The organism is Pseudomonas putida W15Oct28 (assembly GCF_000708715.2).
In the GTDB taxonomy this organism is placed as follows: domain Bacteria; phylum Pseudomonadota; class Gammaproteobacteria; order Pseudomonadales; family Pseudomonadaceae; genus Aquipseudomonas; species Aquipseudomonas putida_R.
Genome location: NZ_JENB01000036.1, coordinates 25442 through 50723, shown reverse-complemented (window position 1 = coordinate 50723; position 25282 = coordinate 25442). Strand labels below are relative to the sequence as shown.

Here is a 25282-nt window from a genome sequence, read left to right as displayed (position 1 = left end):
CCCCATCGCGACGCAAGGCCGCTCCTACAGTGATATGCGATCTCCTGTAGGAGCGGCCTTGCGTCGCGATGGGGCGCGAAGCGGCCCCGCTTTTTATGTAAGGCGTCAGGCTTTGCTGGAATGCCGCTGCTGGCGCTCCATGTAGCGTTCCACATATGAGCAGGACGGTATCACCGTGTAGCCCATCTGTTCAGCGTACTCCAGCGCCCGCTCGGTCAATGCGGCAGCAATCCCGCGGCCCCGCAAGGCGTTGGGCACGAAGGTGCGATAGATGTCCAGCGTCTGCTTGCCCAGATCCATGTACGTCAGATAGGCACGATGACCGTCCACGTTGGTCTCGAACTGATGACCGGCCTGGTCATGGTGGATGGTCAGCGCTTCGCTCATCACTACTCCTCGCAGGTCTTCTCGGCAGACCCATACCTTAACCGATGGTGGTTTATCCGGCGCAAAATCCTCTACGCCACCTGTTGCCCCTTCGACCTCTGGACGATTGTAATCGTTCGGATCCCCTGGCACTCACAAGATAGTAGGCGCCGCAAATGGGATTGCTCAAGGTGGCAGCGGCTAAAAATGGCGAAAATGCTGAGAAAGCGACTCTTCCCTGCTACCTTCAACAGCCGCCGGATGTTGTAGGGCTTAAGACGTCGAAGGACAGTTAAAGTCACCGTTAGTTCAACAAAAAAGTTTCGGTACTACAATCGCTTGCGAACCTTGCACGTTTTTTTCACACGCACGTCGCAAATCTTGTCGGTGTGACGCCAAGCCACATTTTTTTTGCAGTTCTTGCGCTCAGTCAGTTTACTTACTACAAGTAATGGGTACTATGTACGCCGGCCAGTTTCTCTTTCCTGAGAGATGGCTATTTAATAGAAAGTCCTTGAAGGGGAACACGATGAACAACGTTCTGAAATTCTCTGCTCTGGCTCTGGCCGCAGTTCTGGCTACCGGTTGCAGCAGCGTATCCAAAGAAACCGAAGCTCGTCTGACTGCGACTGAAGACGCAGCAGCTCGCGCTCAAGCTCGTGCTGACGAAGCCTACCGTAAGGCTGACGACGCACTGGCAGCCGCTCAGAAGGCTCAGCAGACCGCTGACGAAGCCAACGAGCGCGCTCTGCGTATGCTGGACAAAGCCAGCCGCAAGTAATAATCCTCACGGATTGTTAAGAAGCCGACCCACTTGTGGGTCGGCTTTTTTATTGCCTGCCAGCAAGGTAAACGCGCCAGGCAGTAACGAAAAGGCCCGCACTAAGGCGGGCCGTGATGTGTCGCAATTACCTTACTGCAGTTCGGGCGGAATGCTCGACACCATGGGTGCACTACCCTGGTTCTCGACCGGCACGGCAATTTCTACCGGCATGCCATCTTCTGCGGCCACCACGTCACGCACCATGTCCCAGTTCATACGCAGGTTATTGGCCAGGTCTTCACGCTTGAGCAAGGCGTTGATAACGGCGGTGTGTTTGTCGACCACCGACGGGTTACCCTGATCGTCCAGCGGCGTGTGCGCCTCCAGATAGACCTTGCCGCCACTGATACCGAACTTGTAAGGCTCGTTGATGATGCGCACCGGAGTACCTACCGGCACCATCTTCGACAGTTCCAGCACGTTGTTGTTGAGCATGCGGAAGCAGCCGTGGCTAGTACGCATGCCAATGCCGAACTTCTTGTTCGAACCGTGGATCAGGTAGCCCGGCACGCCCAGGGTGAACTTGAACGGCCCCAATGGGTTGTCTGGGCCAGCCGGCACTACGGTCGGCAGGATGTCGCCGTCCGCCGCGTGTTCTTTGCGGATCGAAGCGGGTGGCGTCCACGTCGGGTTCGGCGTCTTGGCGGTGATCTTGGTGTTGGCGATCGGCGACCCCCAACCCTCACGGCCAATACCCAGCGGGAAGGTATGCACCACGTTCTGCCCTTTCGGGAAGTAGTACAGGCGGTACTCGGCCAGGTTGATGACGATGCCTTCGCGCGGGCCTGGCGGCAGCACGTAGCGGGTCGGCAGGATAATCTCGGTGCCGGCGCCCGGCAGCCAGGGGTCGACGCCCGGGTTGGCGGCAATCATTTCCAGGTAGCCGAGGTCGTTGGCGGTGCCGATGTCGGCGAACGTGTCCTCGTACTTTGCCTTGATCACATGCACCTGGCCGACGATGTCTTCACCGGGCGGTGGCAGTGGCAGCTCCAGCGCAGCAGCGGGGCCCGCTACCAGCAGGGCGGCCAGGGACAGGCTACGGGTGACGGCAGGAAAGCGCGGCAACATCCGGTAAATCCTTCGAAAGGTGGGTCAAGAGGATCGATTGTACACCCGCGCCGATGCGAGCGGGAGGCATTGGCGCGTTGCAAGCGTTTCAGATGATGAAAGGTGCTTGCCGCTCAGCTGGCTTGCAGCTCTGGCCAGACCGGGCGCATGCCGCGCCGCTGGGCATCGAGGATGGCACGGCACAGGTCACACAGGCGGCTGTCGCGGTAGATTGCGCGCGGCACCCCCGACCAGCGCGGCTGCGCCGGCAGCAGGCCGCCGCACAAGGTACGGTCGACCGGCACGCCCAGCTCAAGCTGGCGGGCCACCAGGTGGACGCGGATTTCCTGGCAGGCGAACAGGTCGAGCTGCTCGTCGGGCTCGATCAGTTGATAGGCATACAGGGACCAGGCAGGGCGCGGCATCGGGGGCACTCGAAACGGGGGGCGCAACATTAGCCGAAAGCCCGCCCCGTTTAAAGCGTCACAGCAAGGGTTTTATCGCCGGCCAGGCATTTTCCAGCAGGCGCTGCTGGGCGCCCTGGGCCGGATGGATGCCATCGGCCTGCATCAACTCAGGCACGCCCCCTACCCCTTCGAGGAAAAACGGCACCAACGGCACCTGCTTGTCCGCAGCCAGCTGTTCATACACCTTGGCAAAAGCGGTGGTATAGCGCACGCCGTAATTGGGCGGCAGGCGCATGCCCAGCAGCACCACCTTGGCACCGGCCTGGCGCGCGCCCTCGATCATCGAGGCAAGATTTTGTTGCAATTGCGCGGGCGGTTGCCCACGCAGGCCATCGTTGCCGCCCAGCTCCAGCACCACCAGGCTCGGTTTATGGGCTGCAAGCAGCGCCGGCAGCCGCGCCTGGCCACCTGCGCTGGTGTCGCCACTGATCGACGCGTTGACCACTTTGTCGTCGAAACCTTCGTCCTTGAGGCGGGTCTGCAACAGAGTGACCCAACCCTGGCGGGTATCCAGGCCAAAACCGGCGCTGATACTATCGCCAACAACCAGCAGTGTTCCCGCCGCCGCGCTCTGGGCCAGGCAATACAGGGCCAGACCGGCACTCAACCACCACACTCGCATCGGATTCTCCATGGGCCCCAACATACTCGTTGCGCAGAACCTTAGCAAAGTGGTCCCCAGCGCGGAAGGTGACCTGACCATCCTCCACGCACTCTCCCTCGAGCTGGCCAAAGGCGACAGCCTGGCCATCGTCGGCGCCTCGGGCTCGGGCAAGTCGACCCTGCTCGGCCTGCTCGCCGGCCTCGACCAGCCCAGTGCCGGCAAGGTCATCCTCGCCGGCAACGATCTGGGGCCACTGGATGAAGACCAGCGCGCCCGGGTACGCGCCGAACATGTGGGTTTCGTGTTCCAGTCATTCCAGCTGCTCGACAGCCTCAATGCGCTGGAAAACGTCATGCTGCCACTGGAGCTGGACGGCCGGCGCGATGCCCGCGAACAGGCGCGCACCCTGCTGGAACGGGTCGGCCTCGGCAAGCGCCTGAGCCACACCCCACGCCAGCTGTCAGGCGGCGAACAGCAGCGGGTGGCCATCGCCCGCGCCTTCGCCGCACAGCCAGCGGTGTTGTTTGCCGACGAGCCCACCGGCAACCTCGACAGCCACACCGGCGAGCGCATCAGCGACTTGCTGTTTGAATTGAACAAGGAGCGCGGCACCACCCTGGTGCTGGTCACCCATGACGAACGCCTGGCCCAGCGCTGCCGTCGCCAGATCCGCCTGGACGCGGGGCGCCTGGTGACCCCGGTGGAGGCCTGATGAAACACATGCCGTTGTCCCGCCTGTGCGGCCTGGCCCTGCGCCAATTGCTGCGCGACATTCGCGCCAGCGAAGTGCGCGTGCTGTTCTTTGCCCTGCTGGTGGCGGTGGCCGCCAGCACCGCCATCGGTTACTTCGGCGCCCGCCTGAACGGCGCCATGCAACTGCGCGCCAGCGAATTCCTGGGTGCCGACCTGGTGCTGCAGGGCAGCGCCGCCGCCCGCGAGCAGCAGATCGATGCCGGTACGGCACTTGGCTTGCGACACGCGCAGGTGGTTGAGTTCACCAGCGTGGTGGGCGGCGACAACGGCATCCAGCTGTCCAGCGTCAAGGCCGCCGACGGCGCCTACCCATTGCGCGGGCAAGTACGCAGTGCTCCGGCGCCCTATGCCGAGGAAACACCTGGCGGCGGCCCGGCACCTGGCGAGGCGTGGGTCGAGCCCCGCCTGCTGGCAGCGCTGGGGCTGGCGATTGGCGACAGCATCGACGTAGGCATGAAAACCCTGCGCATGAGCCGTGTGCTGACCTACGAACCGGACCGCGCCAACAACTTCTACAGCCTTACCCCGCGGGTGATGATGAACCTGGCCGACCTGGAGGCTACCGGCGTGATCCAGCCGGGCAGCCGGGTCACCTACCGCGATCTGTGGCGTGGCGATGCCGAGGCCCTGGCCCAATACCGCCAGGGCGTGGAAAAAGACCTGGCCGCCAACCAGCGCCTGCGCGACACCCGCGATGGCAACCAGCAGATCGGTGGCGCCTTGGGCAAGGCCGAACGCTACCTGAACATGGCCAGCCTGGTGGCGGTGCTGCTGGCCGGGGTCGCCGTGGCATTGTCGGCCAGCCGGTATGCCGCACGCCGCCTGGATGCCAGTGCACTGCTGCGCTGCCTGGGTCTCTCACGCCGCCAGGCACTGGGTCTGTATTGCCTGCAGCTGGCCATGCTCGGTTTGGTTGCCGCCCTTGCCGGCGCTCTGCTCGGCTGGCTGGCACAGTTGGGCCTGTTCCGCCTGCTGCACGGCCTGCTGCCAAGCGTGGTGCCGGCCGGCGGCATCATCCCGGCCCTGGCCGGCATCGGCACCGGGTTGGTTGCACTGGCCGGTTTCGCCCTGCCACCCATTGCCGCCCTGGGCCAGGTCCCGCCACTGCGGGTACTGCGCCGCGATCTGTTGCCGATACCGCCCAGCAGCTGGTTGGTGTACGGCGCTGCTCTGTTTGCCCTTGGCCTGATCATGTGGCGCCTGAGCCTCGATCTGTTGCTTACCTTCGCCCTGCTCGGTGGCGGCCTGGTCGCCGCACTACTGCTCGGCGGCCTGCTGTTGCTCGGCTTGCGCAGCCTTCGCCAGCTGCTGGCCGGGGCGCCACTGGCCTGGCGCCTGGGGCTGGGCCAGCTGCTGCGCCACCCCACGGCCGCCGCAGGCCAAGCCTTGGCCTTCGGCCTGATTCTGCTAGCCATGGCGTTGGTGGCCCTGCTACGCGCAGAGCTGCTCGACACCTGGCAAGCTCAGCTCCCCAAGGATGCGCCCAACCATTTCGCCCTGAACATCCTGCCGGATGACCGTGAGCCGTTCGCTCAACGCCTGCACCAGGTCAACGCCACTTCAGCGCCGCTGTATCCGGTAACGCCCGGGCGCCTGGTGCAGATCAACGAGCAACCGGTACAGCAAATCGTCAGCAAGGACTCGGCCGGCGAGCGTGCCGTACAGCGCGACCTCAGCCTGACCTGGGCCGCCGAGCTGCCCGAAGGCAATGCACTGACCGCAGGCAACTGGTGGCAAGCCTTGCCCGCCAGCGACGAAATCCCCGGTGTGTCGGTGGAGGCGGAGCTGGCCAGCAGCCTGAAACTGAAAATGGGCGACCTGCTGACCTTCGACATCGGCGGCCAGCAGCGTCAGGCTCGGGTCAGCAGCCTGCGCAGCGTGCACTGGGACAGCTTCCAGCCAAACTTCTACATGATCTTCCAGCCCGGCACACTGCAGGGGCTGCCGACCACCTACCTGACCAGCTTCTACCTGGCGCCGGGTCACGACCTGGATGTGGTGGCGCTGTCACGGGCATTCCCGGCGGTGACCATCCTGCAGGTGGATGCCTTGCTCGACCAGCTGCGCAGCATCCTCGCCCAGGTGACCCTGGCGGTGGAGTATGTGCTGCTGTTCGTGCTGGCCGCGGGGCTCGCGGTGCTGTTCGCCGGCCTGCAGGCAACGCTGGACGAACGCATTCGCCAAGGTGCGTTGCTGCGTGCGCTGGGGGCGGCGCGGCCATTACTGGTCAAGGCACGGCGTATCGAGTTCGGCTTGCTGGGGGCGGCCAGCGGCTTGTTGGCAGCAGTGGGCTGCGAGCTGATTACCCTGGTGTTGTACCGCTATGCCTTCGACTTGCAGTGGAGCCCGCACCCGTGGCTGCTGGCGTTGCCGCTGATGGGGGCGCTGCTGGTGGGCGGTGCGGGGGTACTGGGGACGCGGCGGGCGCTGAATGCCAGCCCGTTGGCGGTGTTGCGCGACAGTTGAGGGATGCCTGTGGGGCCTCTTCGCGGGCGCGCCCGCTCCCACAAATCCGGTGCAGCCCGCGAATGCTGTGCTATCCCTGTGGGAGCGGGCATGCCCGCGAAGGGGCGGGCAAAGACAACATCAATTTATTGCCCGTAGGTAATGCTCTTCACATACCAGGTCGCTTCACCGGTAGGCGTGTGCACCACCACCTCATCGCCCTCCTCCTTCTTGAGCAAGGCACGGGCCATGGGCGAATCGATCGAGATGTAATCGTTGCGCCCATAGATCTCGTCATAGCCGACAATGCGAAACTTCATGGTCTCGCCATCGTCATTCTCGATCTCGACCCAGGCACCGAAAAACACCCTGCCTTCCTGCTGCGGCGAATAAGCCACCACCTTCACATCTTCAAGCCGCTTGCGCAGGTAACGCACCCGGCGGTCGATTTCGCGCAACAGCTTCTTGTTGTACTGGTAGTCGGCATTTTCGCTGCGGTCGCCCAGTGACGCCGCCCAGGCAACCTTTTGGGTGATCTCCGGGCGATAGACGCGCCATAGGTGGTCCAGCTCTTTCTTCAGCGCCTCATGGCCTTGCGTGGTGATGATGTTGGTACTCAACAGCGCACTCCTCAGCGGCGGGTAATCAGGCCTTGGCGCGCGATGCGGGTGAGGTGGCCAATAACTTCGGCGGCCTCGTCCAGCGCCGGGGCCTGGATAACGGCCAGGTCGAAACGGTCATTGCCGTATTGCGCCAGGTGGCAGCCGATATCGACGAACTGGATCAGGAAGGCACGCGCCTGGCCCTTGCGCCGGGACAGGCCTTCGAGGTGACGCAAAAGGGTGGGCTGATGCTGGCCACCGAGCAGAATGCGCGGTGTGCGGGACGCCTGGCTGGCAGGCAAAGGGCTCAAACAGACACTGGTACGTGGGCAACTCATGGAGCTTCTCTCCGCCTCGCGAATCCCGCTGGGCAGCGGTGGGAGGCGTCACCGAACCAGCGCTTTAGCGGTATTTCGGATAGCCCGGAGGTGGGGCTTTCCTGCGCCCCGCAAGTAGCTGTTTAAATCGGCGCAGGCGGTATGCTAGAGCGATGAGCTACAAGTTGCAAGCGACAAGCCGCAAGCAAAAGCAGGCCGAGTACTGGCCCGCTCTTGCTTGCGGCTTGCAGCTCACTGCTTGCAGCTGATTACCGGGCGATCAGGCGGTCCAGCGAGAAGCGGCCAGCGCCTTCGATCATGACGGCAACCGTGCCGGCCAGCAGCGCCAGGGCGAACTCATAGCCGTTGTTTGACATGAACAGGCCGTTGCCGATGTGCACGGAGAGAATCGCCACCACCAGCGTTACGCTCAGCGCCAGCGCCGCCGGGCGGGCCAGCAAGCCGACCACCAGTGCCAGGCCGCCGAAGAATTCGGCGCTACCGGACAAAAGGGCCATCAGGTAGCCCGGGGCCAGGCCGATGCTTTCCATCCACTGGCCAGTCCCTTCCAGCCCATAACCGCCGAACAGCCCGAACAGCTTTTGTGCGCCGTGCGCCATGAAGATGATGCCGACCAGGATGCGGATAACGCTGAGACCGGCGCCGGCGCGGGTGGAGAACAGGGCGTTGAGGGTAGTGTTGTTCATGTCGAAGCGTCCTTGAAGCGAAGAAGTTGTGTTGGGATGGTCGCCATCATAATCAATTCGATAGATATGAAAATCGCAAAAATCCCAACACAACAATCGATAAAATCGATTTGTCAGCGCTTTGCCACACGCTCCAGCGCAGCCCGCTCGCGGTTGAACGCCAAAAAGTACTTGTTGACACTGTTGACGAAGTTGACCGGCCCCATGCCCACCTGCTCCATGGCGATGCGTTCGGTCTGGAAGAACCACTGGTCACCGTTGAGGCCACGCCGCCGGGCTTCGGCACGCATGGCCTGGACTCGCTCTGGGCCGAGGTTGTAGGCCGCCAGCGTGAAGGCCATGCGCTCCCGCTCGTTGATCTTGGCGCTGGCAAAGAACTTGCGCCGGATCAGCGCCAGGTAGCGTGCGCTGGCCTGTACATTGCCATCTACCGTGGCGGTGTTGCTTACCCCCACGCGCTGGGCGGCCGAAGGGGTAATCTGCATCAGGCCATGGGCACCGCCCGTGCCGCGTGCAGCCGGGTTGAGCGTCGACTCCTTGAAGCCCAGGGCGGCCAGGTTGAGCCAGTCGATCTGCTGCGCCTGGCCATGCTTCTGCAGCACCGCCCGCACCGAGGCCAGGCGCTGGCGGTCCTTGCTGGACAACGGGTTGTGCACCCGGTACTGGCGCCGGTAGATGCGCTCGAAGGCTGCATCCTGGTTGTCTGGCGCGCGGTAACCTTGCAGGAAGTGATCGACCGTGGCCAACAATTGCGGCGCATCACGCCCCACATACCAGCGCATGGCTTGGGGCGCCCCCAGGTGCACCCGGCTGTCCAGGCGCAGGCGCGGCATGACCCGCGCCCAGCGCCGGGCAATGGGCTGCTCGACCACGGTCAGGTGGTAGATGCCAGCCTGCACCATCTCCAGTACATCCTCTACCGCCAGCGTCGAATCGACCCACTCCACCTTGATCGGCGGCCGCTTGCGCAGCGCCAGTTGCTGATTGACCTGCTGGATCAGCGGGCCGGCGGCACTGGCGCTGGTCAAAGCCACGGTACGCCCGGACAGCTGCTCGACCTTGCTGAAGCTCCGCTCGCCTTTGCGCCCGACCAGCATCAACGGCACCTGGTCGAGTATCGGCGCACTGCTGCTGACGCCGCGCACCGTGCTGGGGTCAAGCAGCTCGCCCGGCGCAGCCAGGTCGCCCTCGCCGCGGGCCAGAGCGCCCAGCAACTGCTCCTTGGCCCGCGGGATGAGCTTTAGCTGGATCCGCTGGTCATCGGCGGCGCGGGCATTGAGGTAATGCTCCAGGGCCCGCAGGCGGTAATACTCGATGCCGACCGGCTCGCCCTTGACCTCGCCGGAGCTGTTGCGGCTCTGGTTGACCAGCACCCGCAGCACTTTGCTGGTGCGAACCTGCTGCAGATCACGCACCTTGGCGGGCGGTATGTTCTGCTGCGGCCCCGGCGCGCGCGCCTGGGCCGGGCCGGTAAGGATCAGCCCGAGCGTCAACAGGAAGGTGAGCCAGCATCGCAGCATGCGAAGTCGTATCCGTGGTGGTTGGGCGGCATCCATGGGTTGCACCGCCAAGTGAGAAATGACGGTAAAAGACCACGGTAACAGCATGAAGTTCTTGGTTTTTTCAGAAAAACGCGGATTTTGCTATGCTGGCCGCCCCGCGGCACGAGATAGCACCATGCAACTGATCGATATCGGCGTCAACCTGACCAACAGCAGTTTCCACGACCAACAAGCGGCGATCGTCGAGCGCGCCCTTGAGGCCGGGGTCATACAAATGGTGCTGACAGGCACCAGCCTGGCCGTCAGTGAGCAGGCGCTGGAGCTGTGCCAGCAGCTGGACGCCAGCGGTGCGCACCTTTTCGCCACAGCGGGCGTGCACCCCCACGATGCCAAGGCCTGGGATGCTGGCAGCGAGCGCCAGTTGCGCCAGCTGTTGAACGAACCGCGCGTGCGCGCCGTGGGCGAATGCGGCCTGGATTTCAACCGCGACTTCTCCCCTCGCCCACTGCAGGAAAAAGCCCTGGAGGCCCAGCTGGCCCTGGCCGCAGAGCTGCGCCTGCCGGTGTTCCTGCATGAGCGCGATGCCAGCGAGCGCTTGCTGGCAATCCTGAAGAATTACCGCGACCACCTCACCGGCGCGGTGGTGCACTGCTTTACCGGCGAGCGCGAGGCGCTGTTCGCCTACCTGGACATGGACCTGCACATCGGCATCACCGGCTGGATCTGCGACGAGCGCCGCGGCACCCACCTGCATCCGCTGGTGGGCAACATTGCCGAAGGGCGGCTGATGCTGGAGAGCGATGCCCCCTACCTGCTGCCACGCAGCCTGCGGCCCAAGCCGAAGAACGGGCGTAATGAGCCGGCGTTTCTGCCGGAGGTGTTGCGCGAAGTGGCGCTGCACCGGGGGGAATCGGTCGAGCACACGGCGGCGCATACCACCGCGACGGCGCGGGCATTCTTCCAGCTCCCCTGAGCCAGCACGCTGGCTGTTGATATGGGTCAACATCTTGCTGAGCAAGTGCAGGCACAATGATGGCACCTTGCCAATATTGTTTCCGCTCAACTCAGAGAAGACCTGCCCATGGGTGCCTGGCTTAGCAATGTTTCCCTGAAGTACAAATTTTGGGCCGTCAATGCGGTGGCCTTTGTCACGACCTTGCTGCTGGTGCTCTACGCCGTGCACCTGGAGCAACGCGCCCGCGCGCAAGCTGCGCAGGCGCAGGCGGCAGCGCAAGCCCAGCTACTGGCTGCCTGGCCTGCCGGGCAAGCATTGCCGCACCCGGCCAACGTCATCAGCTGGTCGGCCGGGCAAACGCCGGCTTTCGCCGGTGAGGCGCTTGATAGCCTGCGCAACGCCCAGGGCTGGGTCGAGCTGCCAAGCGCCTGGATCCTCGGTGAAAACCCGCTGCGCGGCGCCCAGGTAGTGCGCCACGGCGACCAACAGGTGGCAGTGCTCGCTCAGTCGCCAAGCCTGCGCCAGGTATTCTTCGAGCGCTTCAGCAACTACGCGGTATGCGTGCTGATCCTGATGCTGGCCATGCTCGGCGCCTCGCAACTGCTGATCCGCTTCCTGCTCAGCCAGCTCAATACCCTGAAGGATGTGATGCTGCACGTGGAAAAGACCGGCGACCTGGCGGCCCGTGTGCCGCTGGCCTGCGGCGACGAGGTCGGCCAGATGGCCGGGGCCTTCAATGCCATGCAGGCCACCTACCACCGCGTAGTCAGCACCGTCGCCCACACCGCTGCACAGTTGGACTCGGGCGCCGCCCGCCTGGCCGCCAGCATGAACAACGTACGCCACGGCATGCTCGGCCAGCAGAGCGAGACTGACCAGGCCGCCACCGCCATCAACGAAATGTCGGCGACAGTGCACCACATTGCCCAGCATGCCGGTGCCACCCGTGACCTGTCACAAACCGCCGACACCTTGGCCGGCAGCGGCAAAGAGGTGGTCAGCCGGGTGCAGGATTCGATTTCCGGGCTATCCAGCGGTGTGCAGCAAACCGCCGAAATGATTCGCCAACTGGCCGAAGACAGCCAGAAGATCAACAGCGTGGTCGGTGTGATCCACAGCATCGCCGAACAGACCAACCTGCTGGCGCTCAACGCCGCCATCGAAGCGGCGCGCGCCGGCGACCTGGGCCGCGGCTTTGCCGTGGTGGCCGATGAGGTGCGCAACCTGGCCAAGCGCGTGCAAACCTCTACCGACGAAATCACCACCATGGTCTCTGCCCTGCAATCGGGCACCCGCGATGCGGTGGAATTCATGCAGGAAAGCTCGTACAAGGCCGACGATTGCGTCCGCCAGGCCCAGGAGGCCGGCGAGGCGCTGGCGGAGATTACCGGTGCTGTGGCGCAGATGCGCGAAAGCAATACCCAGATTGCCGTGGCGGCCGAGCAGCAAAGCCAGGTGGCCGAGGAAATGAACCGCGCCGTGGTGAGCATCCGCGATGTCACCGAACAGACCGTACAACAGACGGTGGGCTCGGCAACTACCAGCAGCGAACTGGCGACCCTGGCCGGCGAACTGAACAGGGTCATTGGCCAGCTCAAGCTATAGTCGCCATAGCCTGCCTCGATTGGCCCCCGCCCGGGGGCCGCACTAAGCTTTGTGCATGACCGAGAGGATATGCCCATGAGCAAACGCCTGCCCAACCTGCCCGCCTGGCAATGGCGCGGCTACCACAATAACCACCGCCACCCGGCCAACCTGGTGCTGCACCTGATTGCCGTGCCGCTGTTCATCCTCGGCGCGCTGCTGATTCTGTCCGGGCTGTTCGGCCTGGACCTGGGCCAGATTGCCGTTGGCGTGATTGCCCTGATTGCGGGCCTTGGCTTGCAGCGCCAGGGCCACCGCCTGGAGGCCGAGCAGCCCGAGCCGTTCGCCAACCGCCAGGATGCCGTGCAGCGCTTACTGACAGAGCAGTTCATCACCTTTCCGCGCTTTTTGCTGAGCGGAGCCTGGTGGAAGGCCTGGCGGGAGCGGCATAAACACCGGCATTGATGCCATGGGGCTGCTTTGCAGCCCAATCGCGACGCAAGGCCGCTCCCACAGGGATCGCGCAAGCCTTGAAGCATGCGCGATCCCTGTGGGAGCGGCCTTGTGTCGCGAAAGGAGCGCGCAGCGCTCCCGGGATTGATCAGGCAAACACGGTGACGGTCTGTCGGCTCAGGGCCAGCAACTCGCCCTGTGCTGTCCACAAGGCGGCGGCAGCATGCCCATAACCCTCCCGCGCATGCTCGGTCTCCACGCAATACCGGCACCAGTCCAGAGTCGACAGCTTCGCCGTGGGCTGGATGAACTCGATGGTCCAGGTCAATGTGCTGCCCGCTGCGGGCTGCTTGAGAAAGGGCATCAGGCTCGGCGGCCAGGCATCGACCAGCGCCAGCAAGTGCGACTCATTGACCTGCTCTTCAGCCACATCCCGCAAGCGCACCCAGCCACCCATCTTGCGCGACTGATTGCCACTGAACGGCAACCCACCCACCGCCCAACGCAAGGCTACATGGCGCATGAATTCGGGCGTCACGCCCTTGATATAGGGCAACTCGGGCGCTGCGTCGTCGAGCGCTGGCATTTCCATCGCCGGTAACGCCGGCACATCGACCACCGAAGGCCGGCCTGCACCGAAATTGCCCTGCACCAGGGTCACCACCTGGCCATCCTGAACGGCGCGGCCGAGCAAGGTGCTGACCGCCTTGCCTTCACGCAGCACCTCCACCTCGAAACGGATTGGCACATCCGCAGCCGCAGGCGCAACAAAGCTGATGGCCAGCGAGCGCACAGGGCGGCTGTCGGAGAGTTTCAGGCGCATGGCCTCGTAGACCATGGCCGCCATCAGCCCGCCAAAGGCAGCGCGGCCCTGGGCCCAGCTAGGCGGGATGCTGACAGCATCCGGATGGGCCCGCACGGCATCGAGCAGTTGGTTGAAGTTCATTGGCTGGCTCCTGCCCGCAGCGAAAAGGTCTGCCCATCGTAGCCAGCAAACCCCGGGCGATCAGCCCGCATATCGGTCAATTTTCGGGCTAGCGACGCGCCAGCGCCTGCAGCAGGGCATCCAGCGTCATATCCGACTTGCGCTCGGCCTCGTGCAGCTCCTGCTCCCAAGCAACTTTGCAGGGGGCCAGGTCAGCATGGTCGCGTGCCTGCAGCAACCACTGCAGGCGGTCATGCCAGTTGCCCAGGTCGCCCTGTGCCTTTTTCAACAGGCGCTGCAGTTTCTTCCCGGCGTGGTCGAGTTGCGGGTAGGCCTCGTCGCCATAGCGCGCGCGCTTGATCAGCAAGCGCAGGCGGTGGCGGTCGTGAGCGGGGTCCTGCAGGGCATCGTGCAACTTGCGCCACTGCTTGACCAGGCGTTTGTCGATACGCTTGCCCAGCGACTTGACCAGCCCCTCGCGGCCTGCCGCCCGCAGGAACAACGGGAACGCGTCGACAATCGCCAGCACCCGGGCCAGCTGCGGGCTGGCAGCGACACTGGCAAAGGTCCTGCCACGCCCTTCCAGGCGGCGCTGCCCGGCTGCGGTATAGCCGCGCCCGATCAGCTCGGCTGCCAGCACCTCCCGGTCACGTAGTGGCGTGGTCAGGGTACCCAACGCGCTGGCGGCATCCTCCAGTTGCTCCACGCCAGGCAGCCCGCGCAGGGGCCGCAGCAGGCTGCGCAGGCGCCGCAGGCTGATGCGCAGGTCGTGCAAGGCCTCGCTGTCGGTATCGGCAGCCAGGCGTTCGCGGCAGGCCATCAGGCGCACCTGCACGGCCAGTATCTGAGCTACTACATGGTCTAGCATGGCAGACATACGACGCTCCTTGGTCAGCGCCCGGCGCGCGACTCACGAATGTAGAAGCGCGCCTTTTCGGCTTTGCGCGTACAGCTTTCGTAACCTTCGAACTGCTGCTGGGTCTTGGCCCCGGTCAGCAGCGACAACGCCTTGGAGTAACTCACAGCACCGGCAAAGCCTTCGGCCTTGGCCAGGTCCAGTTCCTTCCAGGCGGCATCCAGCTGGGTCGCGCAGCTGTCACGGTAGGCCGTCTTGCCCGCGCAGCCAGCAAGGGCCAAGGCAATCAGTGGAAGGCAGATCCAGGCTTTCATCAGTAATACCTCAATGGAAAAAACAGTGGCTGTTCGACGCCCCGGCAGCTGAAAAGTGCCCTGCCCGGCCGGCTGTGCCTGGCCAGTTTTATTACAGTAGCTCAGCGCGATCTACATTGAAGCACAGGCAGCGATGGGTGCATTGTAGGACCATGGTTGCACTGGACGGGGAATATTCATGAGCAAACGCGTGGCACTGGTACTGGGCTCGGGCGGAGCCCGGGGGTATGCACACATCGGTGTGATCGAGGAAATCGAACGGCGCGGCTACGACATTGCCTGCATTGCCGGCTGCTCCATGGGGGCAGTGGTTGGCGGCATCTATTCTGCCGGCAAGCTGAGCGAGTATCGCAACTGGATCGAGAGCCTCGACTACCTGGATGTACTGCGCCTGGTCGACGTCAGCTTTCGCCTCGGCGCCATTCGTGGCGACAAGGTATTCGGGCAAATCCGCAAGATCGTCGGCGAGATCAACATCGAGCAATTGCGCATCCCCTACACAGCGGTGGCGACCGACCTTACCAACCAACAGGAAATCTGGTTCCAGGAAGGCTGCCTGCATCAGGCGATGCGCGCCTCGGCGGCCATACCCAGCCTGTTCACCCCCGTGATGCAGGGCAACCGTATGCTGGTCGACGGGGGCATCCTCAACCCGTTGCCGATTGTGCCTGTGGTGTCCAGCCACTGCGACCTGATCATCGCGGTCAACCTCAACGCCACCAACCAGAAGCAATACCAGTTACCGGTGATCGAGCGCCCAGCGGCCTTCAAGATGCGTTTTGACTCCCTGCTGAGCTCGTTGGGCTCTCACTTGCCGTTCCGGCGCAAGCAGGCGGAAGAGCTGATGCGCATCGAGCAGGAAATAGTCGCCGAAGGCCTGGCGCCGCCCAACCCGTGGCTGGCAGATGCCGCCGACCCGGAAGGCCAGCAACCGGCGGCGGCACCGGAACGCGAGGGCGCGCCAAAATCGGCGACCGGCTCGTTCATCATCGACAACGTGGGGCCTGCTTCGCTGCTGGATTTGATCAACCAGAGCTTCGAGGTCATGCAGACTTCGCTGGCGCAGTACAAGATCGCCGGGTATCCACCGGATGTGCTGATCAACGTGCCCAAGCGGGTGTGCCGGTTCTTCGAGTTCTACAAGGCGCCCGAGCTGATTGCCCTGGGACGGGAGATTGCGCGGGATACGCTGGATAACTATGAAGGGGTGAAGCGGTAGGCGACAGAAACGAAACAGGCCGCACGAGGCGGCCTGTTTCTTCATGCAGCGATCACCTTAGTAACGGGTGATATCCGCATTGGCTTCCAGCTGCTTGCGGAACGCCGCGAAGTCCTGCTGACCAGCACGCGACGCGAGGTAGCGGCGGATCTGCTGCTTCTCTTCGTCGGTGGCAGTAGCGCCTTCGTTGACGCCCTTGAGCTGCAGCACCACCAGGCTACCGTCACGCAGCACTACGCTGCCATACACCGGCTTGTCCTTGGCTTGCGGCTTGCCCAGACGGAACAGCGCCTGCAGTTCGGCCGGATCAATACCGTCCTCGCCACGGGTGACTGCTTCGTAGGCCTTCCAGCCTTGCCCTTCGTGCACGCTGTCTGCGGCGATGGAACCGTCACGCAGGCCGGCAATCAGCTTGTCCGCCTTGGTCTTGAGCTCGGCGGTTGCCTTCTCTTTGGCCAGGTGTTCGCGGATGTTCTTGGCCACCGCTTCAAGCGGCAGTTGCTCCGGCTTGCGGTGCTCCTTGACGCGCAATACCACGGTGGTCTCCGGGTCGAGCTCGATGGCGGTGCTGTTGGCAGCTTCCTCCAGCACTTCTTCGGAGAACGCAGCCTGCACCACCGAACGGTTGGCGGTAATGCCTTCACCACCCTCGCGACCGAAGGCTGCGGAGGTCTGCACCTTGAGGTTCAGGTCCTGGGCCGGCTGGGCCAGGTCGGAAGCCTCGTAGGCAGCATCCTGCAGCTGCTTGCTGGCATCGACGTAGCGCTGTTCGACCAGCGGGGTTTTCAGGTCGCGGGTCAGCTTGTCCTTCAAGCTGGCGAAGCTCGGCACTTCAGGCGCCTGCACACCCAGCAGCTTGATCAGGTGGTAGCCAAACTCGGTGCGCACTGGCGCCGAGACCTGACCGTCCTGCAGCTTGTACAGTGCATCCTCGAACGCCGGGTCGTACACACCCGGGCCGGCAAAGCCGAGGTCACCACCGCTGGTGGCGGAGCCCGGGTCCTGGGAGAACTCCTTGGCCAGCGCGGCAAACTCTTCACCCTTGGCCAGGCGCTGCTCGATCTCTTCGGCACGGGCCTTGGCCTGGGCGTCGGTGACCTTGTCGCTGACCTCGATGAGGATGTGCGCGGCATGGCGCTGCTCGGCGAGGTTGGCGATTTCCTTCTCGTACTGGGCCTTGAGCTCTTCGTCGGTCACTTTGACCTGGTCGAAGAACACCGACTTCTTCAGCTCGATGTAGTCGATCACCACCTGGTCAGGCGACATGAACTCCTTGGCGTGCTGCTCGTAATGCGCCTTGACCTCTTCGTCGCTGACCTTGACCGCGGCCGGGTCGGCCTTGAAGGTCAGGGAGGCGAAGTCGCGGGTCTGCTTCTCCAGGCGAGCGAAGGCATCGACCTGCTGGTCGGTGACAAAGCTGCTGCCGGCCAGACCGGTGCGCAGCTGGCCGATGAGCATTTCCTCGGCGAGCATCTCGCGGAACTGCATGCGGCCGTAGCCCATCTGGCGGATGACCTGGTCGAAACGGTCAGCACTGAACTTGCCGTCCACCTGGAACTCCGGCGTTTGCAGGATCACCTGATCCAGCGCGGCCTCGGAGAAGGCAAACTTGGCATCCTCGGCACCTTGCAGCAGCAACTTGCGGCTGATCAGGCCCTTGAGCGCCTCTTCACGCAGCAATTTGTCTTCCAGCAGCGCTGGGTCGAAATCCTTGCCCAACTGTTGCATCAACTGACGGCGCTGCATGTCGGCCGCCTGGGCCAGCTCGTTCTGGCTGATGGTCTGGCCGTTCACCTTGGCGGCGTCCTGGCTATGGGTGGCGGCCTGGAAAATAGCTTCGAAACCGGTCAACGCCATCAAGACGACGATAAGGCCGATGATGGTCTTGGCAATCCAACCTTGTGAATTGTCCCTGATATTTTGCAGCATGCGTCCCCCAGAAACGGCTGTACCACTGCGTCGACAACCGCGGAGCGTGGGTAGAATCCTGATAAAAGAAAGGCGCATCCGAGGATGCGCCTTTTCTTAGCAAACGTGTCAGGCGGGAACGTTTGCGCCCCGCCTTCAGCGTGCTCGGACCCGGCAAGGCCAGGTCCGGCTGAAAGACGACTTAGTTGACGGCGTCTTTCAGGCCTTTGCCAGCCTTGAAACCTGGAACCTTGGCAGCTTCGATCTTGATCGCCTTACCGGTTTGCGGGTTACGGCCAGTGCGCTCGGCGCGGTCCTTGACCGAGAAGGTACCGAAGCCAACCAGAACGACGTCGTCGCCTGCTTTCAGGGCACCGGTTACGGAGTCGATCACAGCGTCCAGAGCCTTACCTGCGGTAGCTTTGGAAATGTCAGCCGATGCAGCGATAGCGTCAATCAGTTCCGACTTGTTCACTCTAAGTCCCCTTATTTCTCTATTGAGTTTGTTTCTAAGTATGTAATGAAAAGCTTATGAAACGTGCGCTGGGTGGCCTGATGACAATAGCGTGCCGCTTTATAGCAAGGGCCCGAAAAAACTGTCAAGGAAAGCCCCCCAGCCAAAAACTACTAATGCGTGCTGATTCTTTCCTTAGCATCGCCGTCGCGCTTTTCATCTTTCGCGACAATCTCAGGAGCCACATCTGGCAAGGGCTCCGGGGCGTATTGCAGCGCAATTTGCAGGACTTCGTCAATCCATTTGACCGGTTTGATCTGAAGATCCTGTTTGATATTTTCCGGAATCTCCTTCAGATCGCGAACATTCTCCTCTGGAATGATCACCGTCTTGATGCCCCCACGGTGTGCCGCCAGCAGTTTTTCCTTCAACCCGCCAATGGCGAGCACCTGGCCACGCAGGGTGATTTCGCCGGTCATGGCCACGTCGGCACGTACCGGAATCTGCGTCAGCGCAGACACCAGCGCGGTGCACATGCCCACACCCGCGCTTGGGCCGTCCTTCGGCGTAGCGCCTTCCGGCATGTGAATGTGCACGTCGCGCTTCTCGTGGAAGTCGGCGGCAATCCCCAGGCTGCGGGCGCGGCTGCGTACCACGGTCTGAGCGGCGGTGATCGACTCGACCATCACATCGCCCAGCGAGCCGGTCTTGATCAACTGGCCCTTGCCAGGGATAACCACGGCTTCGATGGTCAGCAGTTCGCCACCCACCTGGGTCCAGGCCAGGCCGGTGACCTGACCGATCTGGTCCTGCTGCTCGGCCAGGCCGTAACGGAACTTGCGCACGCCCAGCAAGTGCTCCAGCTGCTCGCTGGCCACCTTGACCTTGACCTGCTTCTGCCCGGTATGTTCCTTGACCACCTTGCGGCAGACCTTGGCAATTTGCCGCTCCAGGCCACGCACACCGGCTTCGCGGGTGTAGTAGCGGATGATGTCGCGGATCGCCGAAACGTCGACCTCAAGCTCTTCCTTCTTCAAGCCGTTGGCCTTGACCTGCTTGGGCACCAGGTACTTGACCGCGATGTTGATCTTCTCGTCCTCGGTGTAGCCCGGCAGGCGGATGACTTCCATCCGGTCGAGCAGCGCCGGCGGGATATTCATCGAGTTCGAGGTGCACAGGAACATCACGTCCGAGAGGTCGTAGTCGACTTCCAGGTAGTGGTCGTTGAAGTTGTGGTTCTGCTCCGGGTCGAGCACTTCCAGCAGTGCCGAGGCCGGGTCGCCACGCATGTCGCTGCCCATCTTGTCGATTTCGTCGAGCAGGAACAGCGGGTTGCGTACACCCACCTTGGTCATCTTCTGGATCAGACGGCCAGGCATGGAGCCGATATAGGTACGGCGGTGGCCACGGATCTCGGCCTCGTCACGCACGCCACCCAAGGCCATGCGCACGAACTTGCGGTTGGTGGCAGCCGCGATCGACTCGGCCAGCGAGGTCTTGCCCACGCCAGGTGGGCCGACCAGGCAGAGTACCGGGCCGCGGATCTTCTTGACGCGCTTCTGCACGGCAAGGTACTCGAGGATGCGTTCCTTGACCTCTTCCAGGCCATAGTGGTCGGCATCGAGAATTTCCTCGGCCTTGGTCAGGTCCAGTCGCACCTTGCTCTGGGCCTTCCACGGTACCTGCACGAGCCAGTCGAGGTACGAACGCACCACGGTGGCCTCGGCCGACATCGGCGACATCTGCTTGAGCTTGTTCAGCTCGGCCTGGGCCTTGGTCAGGGCATCCTTGGGCAGGCCAGCGGCTTCGATGCGCTTTTTCAGCTCTTCGACTTCGTTGTGGCCTTCGTCGCCATCACCGAGCTCTTTCTGAATGGCCTTCATCTGCTCATTCAGGTAGTACTCGCGCTGGCTGCGCTCCATCTGTTTCTTGACCCGGCCGCGAATGCGCTTTTCAACCTGCAGCAGGTCGATTTCAGCATCCAGCAGCGCCAGCACGTGCTCGACACGGGTGGTCAGGTCGACAATTTCGAGAATTTCCTGCTTCTGCTCGATCTTCAGGGCCATGTGGGCGGCCATGGTATCGACCAGACGCCCTGGCTCTTCGATGCTGTTCAGCGAAGACAGCACTTCGGCAGGGACTTTCTTGCCCAACTGCACGTACTGCTCGAATTGCGACAGCAACGTGCGCACGAACACTTCCGACTCGCGCTCGGCGGCGTCGGTTTCGTCGATCAGGGAGACTTCGGCACGGATGTGCCCTTCTACTTCGGTGAAGCGCTCGACCGCACCACGCTGCTCACCCTCGACCAGCACCTTGACGGTGCCATCAGGCAGTTTCAGCAGCTGCAGCACAGTGGCAACGGTGCCGACACGGTAGAGGGCGTCCTCGCCCGGATCGTCGTCGGCCGGGTTCTTCTGGGCCAGCAGCAGGATCTGCTTTTCGCCCGTCATCGCTGCCTCGAGGGCTTCGATGGATTTTTCGCGCCCCACGAACAGCGGGATAACCATGTGCGGGTAAACAACGACATCGCGCAATGGCAAAAGAGGCAAGTCGAGGGTGGTCTTCATGATTTCGCCTCTACAGCGGCCTTATGGCCGGAAACCGGTGGAAATGATGCTTGGACCTAATGTGGGGGCACGCTTGGGAAATTACAAGCGCTAGCGCAGGAAAAGCAGAAAGGGGCCCGTAGGCCCCCTTCTTGCTTGCAACCGTCACCGGCCATTGCCTGAATCAGGCGTCTGGCGCGGCCTTGGCTTGCGGCTCGCTGTTCTCGTAGATCATCAGCGGCTGCGAGGTGCCTTCGATGACGCTCTCGTCGATCACCACCTTGCTGACATCCTTCTTCGAAGGGATCTCGTACATGGTGTCGAGCAGCACGCCTTCGAGGATCGAACGCAGGCCACGGGCGCCGGTCTTGCGCTCCAGGGCCTTGCGTGCAACGGCCTTGAGCGCATCGCTGCGGAACTCGAGGTCGACGCTTTCCATCTCGAACAGCTTGGCATACTGCTTGGTCAGGGCATTCTTCGGCTCGGTGAGGATCTGCATCAACGCAGCCTCGTCCAGCTCGTCGAGGGTAGCCAGCACCGGCAGACGGCCGACGAATTCCGGAATCAGGCCAAACTTGACCAGATCGTCCGGCTCGACCTCACGCAGGGACTCGCCAACCTTCTTGCCTTCTTCCTTGCTGCGCACTTCTGCGCCAAAACCGATGCCACCCTTGGTGGAACGGCCCTGGATGACTTTTTCCAGGCCCGAGAACGCGCCACCGCAAATGAACAGGATATTTCGGGTATCGACCTGCAGGAATTCCTGTTGCGGGTGTTTACGCCCACCTTGCGGCGGTACCGAGGCCACAGTGCCCTCGATCAGTTTCAGCAGCGCCTGCTGCACGCCCTCACCCGAGACGTCACGGGTAATGGACGGGTTGTCCGACTTGCGCGAAATCTTGTCGATTTCGTCGATGTAGACAATGCCCATCTGGGCCTTTTCCACGTCGTAGTCGCACTTCTGCAACAGCTTCTGAATAATGTTTTCGACGTCCTCACCCACATAACCGGCTTCGGTCAGGGTGGTGGCGTCAGCAATGGTGAACGGTACGTTCAACAGGCGTGCCAGGGTTTCGGCGAGCAGGGTCTTGCCCGAGCCGGTCGGCCCGATGAGCAGGATGTTGCTCTTGCCCAGTTCGACTTCGTCGCCCTTCTTGTCACGCTGGTTCAGGCGCTTGTAGTGGTTGTATACCGCTACGGCCAGCACCTTTTTCGCGCGCTCCTGACCAATGACGTACTGGTCCAGGATGCCGCTGATTTCTTTCGGCGAAGGCAATTTGTGCGCGCTGCTCTCGGCCTGGGCTTCCTGCACCTCCTCACGGATGATGTCGTTGCACAGGTCGACGCACTCGTCGCAGATAAATACCGAGGGCCCGGCAATCAATTTGCGCACTTCGTGCTGGCTTTTGCCGCAGAAGGAGCAATAGAGCAATTTGCCGCTGTCCTCGCCGTTACGGGTGTCAGTCATTCGATCGATCCAATCCGGTAGGCTTGCAACACAAGATGAAGGCAATTGCGGGCTTTTTCAAGTCCGCAGGTAGGCGGTTTCCGCGCCTACCTGCTCTGACACCCCGGTTCAGGAGGCCAGTTGCCGCTTGTCGTAGACCGAGTCGATCAGGCCGTACTCGGCCGCGCGCGAGGCGCTCATGAAGTTGTCACGCTCAGTATCACGCTGGATGGTCTCGAGGTCCTGGCCGGTGTGGTAGGCCAGCAGCTCGTTGAGACGCGCCTTGATGCTGAGGATTTCCTGGGCGTGGATCTGGATGTCGGTCGCCTGGCCCTGGAAACCGCCCAACGGCTGGTGAATCATCACCCGCGAGTTAGGCAGACAGTGACGCTTGCCCTTGGCACCGGCGGTCAACAGGAAGGCACCCATGCTGCAGGCCTGGCCAATGCAGATGGTCGAGACGTCCGGTTTGATGAACTGCATGGTGTCGTAGATCGACATGCCAGCAGTCACCGAGCCGCCTGGGGAGTTGATGTAAAGATGGATATCCTTGTCCGGGTTTTCCGCCTCAAGGAACAGCATCTGCGCCACTACCAGGTTGGCCATGTAGTCTTCTACAGGACCTACCAGGAAGATCACTCGCTCCTTCAACAGGCGCGAGTAGATGTCATAGGCGCGTTCGCCACGGGCGGACTGCTCGATAACCATCGGGACCAGGCCGCCTGCGGCCTGGATGTCAGAGCTCTGCTGAATATAAGAATTGCGGGACATGTCCTGCGCTCACTCCCAAATAGTCATGGCTTGAATACGCACAAGCCAGCGCGAAGGCTGGCTTGTGGGGTTTCCTACGAGAGAAAACGTATTACTCGGCTTCGGCTGGTGCCTCAGCTGGTTTTACGGCTTCTTCGTACGAGACCGACTTGTCGGTCACAGTCGCTTTCTGCAGAACAGTATCTACAACTTGTTCTTCCAGCACAACCGAACGCACTTCGTTCATTTGCTGGTCGTTCTTGTAGTACCAAGCGATGACCTGCTCAGGCTCCTGGTAAGCCGAAGCCATTTCTTCGATCATCTCGCGAACCTTGGCGTCGTCCGGCTTCAGTTCGAACTGCTTGACCACTTCGGCCACGATCAGGCCCAGCACTACGCGGCGCTTGGCTTGCTCGGTGAACAGCTCGGCAGGCAGTTGCTCAGGCTTGATGTTGCCACCGAACTGCTGAACAGCCTGCACGCGCAGACGGTTGACTTCGTTTTCCAGCAGGGCTTTTGGCACTTCGATCGGGTTGGCGGCCAGCAGACCGTCCATGACCTGGTTTTTTACCTTGGTCTTGATCGCCTGACGCAGTTCACGCTCCATGTTCTTGCGAACTTCGGTGCGGAAGCCTTCCAGGGTCGACTCTTTGATACCGAACTGGGCGAAGAACTCTTCGTTCAGCTCTGGCAGCACAGGGGCGGCAACGCTGTTGACGGTGATGGTGAACTCGGCAGCTTTGCCAGCCAGGTCCAGGTTCTGGTAGTCCTCTGGGAAGGTCACGTTGACAACGCGCTCTTCGCCAGCCTTGGCGCCAACCAGGCCTTCTTCGAAGCCTGGGATCATGCGGCCGGAGCCCAGCACCAGCGGGGTGCCCTTGGCCGAACCGCCGGCGAACACTTCACCGTCGACCTTGCCGACGAAGTCGATGTTGACCTGGTCGTCGTTCTGCGCGGCGCGCTCGACAGCCTCGAAACGGGTGTTCTGCTTGCGCAGCACATCCAGCATTTTGTCCAGGTCGGCGTCAGCCACTTCGGCGCTCAGGCGCTCGACGTTGATCGACTCGAGGCCGGCAACGGTGAACTCTGGGAACACTTCGAAGATGGCGACGAATTCCAGGTCCTTGCCTTTTTCGAAGGACTTAGGCTCTACAGCAGGGGCGCCAGCCGGGTTCAGCTTCTGCTCGACGATGGCTTCGTAGAAGGAAGACTGGACCAGGTCACCGAAAGCCTCTTGACGAGCGTCAGCTTCGAAACGCTGACGAATCACGTTCATCGGCACTTTACCAGGACGGAAGCCCGCAATCTTGGCGCGCTTGGCAGTCTGCTGCAGACGCTTGTTGACTTCGTTCTCGACGCGCTCGGCCGGAACGGCGATGGTCATGCGGCGCTCGAGAGCGGAAGTGTTTTCAACAGAAACTTGCATGGATATTCCTCGTTGCACAGACGTTAGCCGGCGTTAGCCCGACTCCAGAATCAAGGGCAAGCATTCTAGTGAGTCGCGCAGCAGAAGTCACCCCACTCGGGACGACGGGAAACCACGCCGGTCGATTAACTTTCAAGGCCCGCACGGCATACCGCCGAGCCTGCTTCAATGAGGGCCGCACGACGCTCTGGGCGACCTGCAGCCGAAATACCTTGTCAAACAACTGCCAGTGGAGGATTCGCTTCCTTTAATCAGGATCGATTTCATTGAACTGGCAGTACTCTTCCCACTCCATCCCCAGCGCCTCGGCCACCTCGCGGTGCGTCTCCAGGCGCATGGCCTGCAGCTGCTCCGGGGTTTCGGCAATCAATTGCAGCGCCAGCTCCCAGGGCTGGATGCCCTGCTCCTCGGCGGCATTCTCGAATGCCCACTCGATCTGCTGGGCCTGCTCGCGCGCATCCAGCTCGCGGATCTCTTCGAGCAACTGCGGGTTAGCCTCGGCAAAGCGCTGTAGCGCCAGGGCCTGACGGGATTCTTTTGCAATCATTGGGCTGTTCCTCTGCCGGCCAATCAGCCGGTGTTTCAACCGGCTGAAATCTAACAGCTTTTATTGGGACGCCACCAGAGGATTGCAAGGGGCCGAATGTGAATTGGCCGTGAGGGCATTCGCCACGACATTTTCAGTGCCTGGCAGACCGAGCGCCGCCCGCGCGGCGCATCGCGAGCTGCGCTCGCTCCTACGTTTGTTTCGGGCCAATTATTCCTGCGAGATTAGCGCGCGAACGCCCTAGCGCATGACACGATATCGC

The 25282-nt window shown here is 62.4% G+C and carries 25 protein-coding genes; 7 read left to right on the top strand and 18 right to left on the bottom strand.

The window, feature by feature from the left end; genetic code table 11:
* Positions 1-105 precede the first annotated feature (105 nt).
* On the bottom strand, positions 106-387 hold the full coding sequence (locus AK81_RS21350; protein ID WP_003250290.1) for a GNAT family N-acetyltransferase: 282 nt from the start codon (positions 385-387) through the stop codon (positions 106-108).
* Positions 388-895: 508 nt separating this feature from the next.
* Here AK81_RS21350 and oprI point away from each other — a divergent pair.
* Positions 896-1147: an outer membrane lipoprotei OprI gene (oprI, locus tag AK81_RS21345; RefSeq protein ID WP_003259780.1), complete on the top strand. Its 252-nt coding sequence runs from the start codon at positions 896-898 to the stop codon at positions 1145-1147.
* A gap of 132 nt (positions 1148-1279) precedes the next feature.
* On the opposite strand, the gene AK81_RS21340 is transcribed toward oprI, so the two are convergent.
* The 3 genes from AK81_RS21340 to AK81_RS21330 form a co-directional block, all read right to left on the bottom strand.
* Positions 1280-2257 (bottom strand): L,D-transpeptidase family protein, encoded by a 978-nt coding sequence (locus tag AK81_RS21340; protein WP_016500543.1) that lies wholly within the window; start codon positions 2255-2257, stop codon positions 1280-1282.
* Between the two features lie 113 nt (positions 2258-2370).
* The gene (locus AK81_RS21335; RefSeq protein ID WP_016485900.1) at positions 2371-2661 is read right to left on the bottom strand and encodes a hypothetical protein; all 291 of its coding nucleotides are present in this window, start codon (positions 2659-2661) and stop codon (positions 2371-2373) included.
* Positions 2662-2719: 58 nt separating this feature from the next.
* On the bottom strand, positions 2720-3325 hold the full coding sequence (locus tag AK81_RS21330) for an arylesterase (protein WP_016500544.1): 606 nt from the start codon (positions 3323-3325) through the stop codon (positions 2720-2722).
* Between the two features lie 10 nt (positions 3326-3335).
* On the opposite strand from AK81_RS21330, the gene AK81_RS21325 reads away from it, so the two are divergent.
* A complete protein-coding gene (locus AK81_RS21325; RefSeq protein WP_043202239.1) occupies positions 3336-4019 on the top strand; it encodes an ABC transporter ATP-binding protein in 684 nt (227 codons plus the stop codon).
* A complete protein-coding gene (locus AK81_RS21320; RefSeq protein WP_043202236.1) occupies positions 4019-6526 on the top strand; it encodes an ABC transporter permease in 2508 nt (835 codons plus the stop codon). The genes AK81_RS21325 and AK81_RS21320 overlap by 1 nt, the downstream gene beginning before the upstream one ends.
* A gap of 125 nt (positions 6527-6651) precedes the next feature.
* On the opposite strand, the gene greB is transcribed toward AK81_RS21320, so the two are convergent.
* From greB to AK81_RS21300, 4 genes are all read right to left on the bottom strand, one after another.
* A complete protein-coding gene (gene greB / locus AK81_RS21315) occupies positions 6652-7125 on the bottom strand; it encodes a transcription elongation factor GreB (protein WP_043202234.1) in 474 nt (157 codons plus the stop codon).
* A gap of 11 nt (positions 7126-7136) precedes the next feature.
* Entirely contained in the window at positions 7137-7445 is a 309-nt protein-coding gene (locus AK81_RS21310) for a hypothetical protein (protein WP_043202231.1), read from the bottom strand.
* Between the two features lie 248 nt (positions 7446-7693).
* Positions 7694-8131: a DoxX family protein gene (locus AK81_RS21305; RefSeq protein WP_016500549.1), complete on the bottom strand. Its 438-nt coding sequence runs from the start codon at positions 8129-8131 to the stop codon at positions 7694-7696.
* A 113-nt stretch (positions 8132-8244) separates the two neighbouring features.
* Positions 8245-9651, bottom strand: coding sequence for a transglycosylase SLT domain-containing protein (locus AK81_RS21300; protein WP_043202229.1), 1407 nt, complete (start codon positions 9649-9651; stop codon positions 8245-8247).
* Between the two features lie 157 nt (positions 9652-9808).
* Here AK81_RS21300 and AK81_RS21295 point away from each other — a divergent pair, with 157 nt between their 5' ends.
* From AK81_RS21295 to AK81_RS21285, 3 genes are all read left to right on the top strand, one after another.
* Entirely contained in the window at positions 9809-10606 is a 798-nt protein-coding gene (locus AK81_RS21295; protein WP_043202226.1) for a TatD family hydrolase, read from the top strand.
* Between the two features lie 108 nt (positions 10607-10714).
* Positions 10715-12193, top strand: coding sequence for a methyl-accepting chemotaxis protein (locus tag AK81_RS21290; RefSeq protein ID WP_043202223.1), 1479 nt, complete (start codon positions 10715-10717; stop codon positions 12191-12193).
* Positions 12194-12268: 75 nt separating this feature from the next.
* The gene (locus tag AK81_RS21285) at positions 12269-12637 is read left to right on the top strand and encodes an Mpo1-like protein (RefSeq protein WP_043202222.1); all 369 of its coding nucleotides are present in this window, start codon (positions 12269-12271) and stop codon (positions 12635-12637) included.
* A 136-nt stretch (positions 12638-12773) separates the two neighbouring features.
* Here AK81_RS21285 and AK81_RS21280 read toward each other — a convergent pair whose 3' ends face one another.
* The 3 genes from AK81_RS21280 to AK81_RS21270 all read right to left on the bottom strand — a co-directional run bounded on the left by AK81_RS21280 (position 12774) and on the right by AK81_RS21270 (position 14720).
* Positions 12774-13571 carry an acyl-CoA thioesterase gene (locus tag AK81_RS21280; RefSeq protein WP_043202220.1) on the bottom strand — a complete coding sequence of 266 codons (798 nt, stop codon included), beginning with the start codon at positions 13569-13571 and terminating at the stop codon, positions 12774-12776.
* 88 nt (positions 13572-13659) lie between these two features.
* A complete protein-coding gene (locus AK81_RS21275; RefSeq protein WP_043202218.1) occupies positions 13660-14427 on the bottom strand; it encodes a CHAD domain-containing protein in 768 nt (255 codons plus the stop codon).
* Positions 14428-14441: 14 nt separating this feature from the next.
* Positions 14442-14720, bottom strand: a complete 279-nt coding sequence (locus tag AK81_RS21270) for a lipoprotein (protein WP_003250254.1) — start codon at positions 14718-14720, stop codon at positions 14442-14444.
* Positions 14721-14898: 178 nt separating this feature from the next.
* Between AK81_RS21270 and AK81_RS21265 the strand changes: the two genes are divergently transcribed.
* A complete protein-coding gene (locus tag AK81_RS21265; RefSeq protein WP_043202215.1) occupies positions 14899-15939 on the top strand; it encodes a patatin-like phospholipase family protein in 1041 nt (346 codons plus the stop codon).
* A gap of 57 nt (positions 15940-15996) precedes the next feature.
* Here AK81_RS21265 and AK81_RS21260 read toward each other — a convergent pair whose 3' ends face one another.
* From AK81_RS21260 to AK81_RS21230, 7 genes are all read right to left on the bottom strand, one after another.
* Positions 15997-17868 carry a SurA N-terminal domain-containing protein gene (locus AK81_RS21260; RefSeq protein WP_043202211.1) on the bottom strand — a complete coding sequence of 624 codons (1872 nt, stop codon included), beginning with the start codon at positions 17866-17868 and terminating at the stop codon, positions 15997-15999.
* A 181-nt stretch (positions 17869-18049) separates the two neighbouring features.
* Positions 18050-18322, bottom strand: coding sequence for an HU family DNA-binding protein (locus AK81_RS21255; RefSeq protein WP_016485887.1), 273 nt, complete (start codon positions 18320-18322; stop codon positions 18050-18052).
* A gap of 152 nt (positions 18323-18474) precedes the next feature.
* A complete protein-coding gene (lon, locus tag AK81_RS21250) occupies positions 18475-20871 on the bottom strand; it encodes an endopeptidase La (protein ID WP_043202208.1) in 2397 nt (798 codons plus the stop codon).
* Positions 20872-21034: 163 nt separating this feature from the next.
* On the bottom strand, positions 21035-22318 hold the full coding sequence (gene clpX / locus AK81_RS21245) for an ATP-dependent Clp protease ATP-binding subunit ClpX (protein WP_016485885.1): 1284 nt from the start codon (positions 22316-22318) through the stop codon (positions 21035-21037).
* A 108-nt stretch (positions 22319-22426) separates the two neighbouring features.
* Entirely contained in the window at positions 22427-23068 is a 642-nt protein-coding gene (gene clpP, locus AK81_RS21240; protein ID WP_012271562.1) for an ATP-dependent Clp endopeptidase proteolytic subunit ClpP, read from the bottom strand.
* 91 nt (positions 23069-23159) lie between these two features.
* On the bottom strand, positions 23160-24473 hold the full coding sequence (gene tig / locus AK81_RS21235; RefSeq protein ID WP_043202205.1) for a trigger factor: 1314 nt from the start codon (positions 24471-24473) through the stop codon (positions 23160-23162).
* Between the two features lie 247 nt (positions 24474-24720).
* Positions 24721-25020, bottom strand: coding sequence for a DUF6388 family protein (locus tag AK81_RS21230; RefSeq protein ID WP_043202204.1), 300 nt, complete (start codon positions 25018-25020; stop codon positions 24721-24723).
* Positions 25021-25282 lie beyond the last annotated feature (262 nt).

Excerpts from the sequence above, each read along its gene's own strand:
- AK81_RS21350 (WP_003250290.1), bottom strand. The coding sequence starts at position 387 with ATGAGCGAAGCGCTGACCATCCACCATGACCAGGCCGGTCATCAGTTC.
- oprI (WP_003259780.1), top strand. The coding sequence starts at position 896 with ATGAACAACGTTCTGAAATTCTCTGCTCTGGCTCTGGCCGCAGTTCTG.
- AK81_RS21340 (WP_016500543.1), bottom strand. The coding sequence starts at position 2,257 with ATGTTGCCGCGCTTTCCTGCCGTCACCCGTAGCCTGTCCCTGGCCGCC.
- AK81_RS21335 (WP_016485900.1), bottom strand. The coding sequence starts at position 2,661 with ATGCCGCGCCCTGCCTGGTCCCTGTATGCCTATCAACTGATCGAGCCC.
- AK81_RS21330 (WP_016500544.1), bottom strand. The coding sequence starts at position 3,325 with ATGCGAGTGTGGTGGTTGAGTGCCGGTCTGGCCCTGTATTGCCTGGCC.
- AK81_RS21325 (WP_043202239.1), top strand. The coding sequence starts at position 3,336 with ATGGGCCCCAACATACTCGTTGCGCAGAACCTTAGCAAAGTGGTCCCC.
- AK81_RS21320 (WP_043202236.1), top strand. The coding sequence starts at position 4,019 with ATGAAACACATGCCGTTGTCCCGCCTGTGCGGCCTGGCCCTGCGCCAA.
- AK81_RS21310 (WP_043202231.1), bottom strand. The coding sequence starts at position 7,445 with ATGAGTTGCCCACGTACCAGTGTCTGTTTGAGCCCTTTGCCTGCCAGC.
- AK81_RS21305 (WP_016500549.1), bottom strand. The coding sequence starts at position 8,131 with ATGAACAACACTACCCTCAACGCCCTGTTCTCCACCCGCGCCGGCGCC.
- AK81_RS21300 (WP_043202229.1), bottom strand. The coding sequence starts at position 9,651 with ATGCTGCGATGCTGGCTCACCTTCCTGTTGACGCTCGGGCTGATCCTT.
- AK81_RS21295 (WP_043202226.1), top strand. The coding sequence starts at position 9,809 with ATGCAACTGATCGATATCGGCGTCAACCTGACCAACAGCAGTTTCCAC.
- AK81_RS21290 (WP_043202223.1), top strand. The coding sequence starts at position 10,715 with ATGGGTGCCTGGCTTAGCAATGTTTCCCTGAAGTACAAATTTTGGGCC.
- AK81_RS21285 (WP_043202222.1), top strand. The coding sequence starts at position 12,269 with ATGAGCAAACGCCTGCCCAACCTGCCCGCCTGGCAATGGCGCGGCTAC.
- AK81_RS21280 (WP_043202220.1), bottom strand. The coding sequence starts at position 13,571 with ATGAACTTCAACCAACTGCTCGATGCCGTGCGGGCCCATCCGGATGCT.
- AK81_RS21275 (WP_043202218.1), bottom strand. The coding sequence starts at position 14,427 with ATGTCTGCCATGCTAGACCATGTAGTAGCTCAGATACTGGCCGTGCAG.
- AK81_RS21270 (WP_003250254.1), bottom strand. The coding sequence starts at position 14,720 with ATGAAAGCCTGGATCTGCCTTCCACTGATTGCCTTGGCCCTTGCTGGC.
- AK81_RS21265 (WP_043202215.1), top strand. The coding sequence starts at position 14,899 with ATGAGCAAACGCGTGGCACTGGTACTGGGCTCGGGCGGAGCCCGGGGG.
- AK81_RS21260 (WP_043202211.1), bottom strand. The coding sequence starts at position 17,868 with ATGCTGCAAAATATCAGGGACAATTCACAAGGTTGGATTGCCAAGACC.
- lon (WP_043202208.1), bottom strand. The coding sequence starts at position 20,871 with ATGAAGACCACCCTCGACTTGCCTCTTTTGCCATTGCGCGATGTCGTT.
- clpX (WP_016485885.1), bottom strand. The coding sequence starts at position 22,318 with ATGACTGACACCCGTAACGGCGAGGACAGCGGCAAATTGCTCTATTGC.
- clpP (WP_012271562.1), bottom strand. The coding sequence starts at position 23,068 with ATGTCCCGCAATTCTTATATTCAGCAGAGCTCTGACATCCAGGCCGCA.
- tig (WP_043202205.1), bottom strand. The coding sequence starts at position 24,473 with ATGCAAGTTTCTGTTGAAAACACTTCCGCTCTCGAGCGCCGCATGACC.
- AK81_RS21230 (WP_043202204.1), bottom strand. The coding sequence starts at position 25,020 with ATGATTGCAAAAGAATCCCGTCAGGCCCTGGCGCTACAGCGCTTTGCC.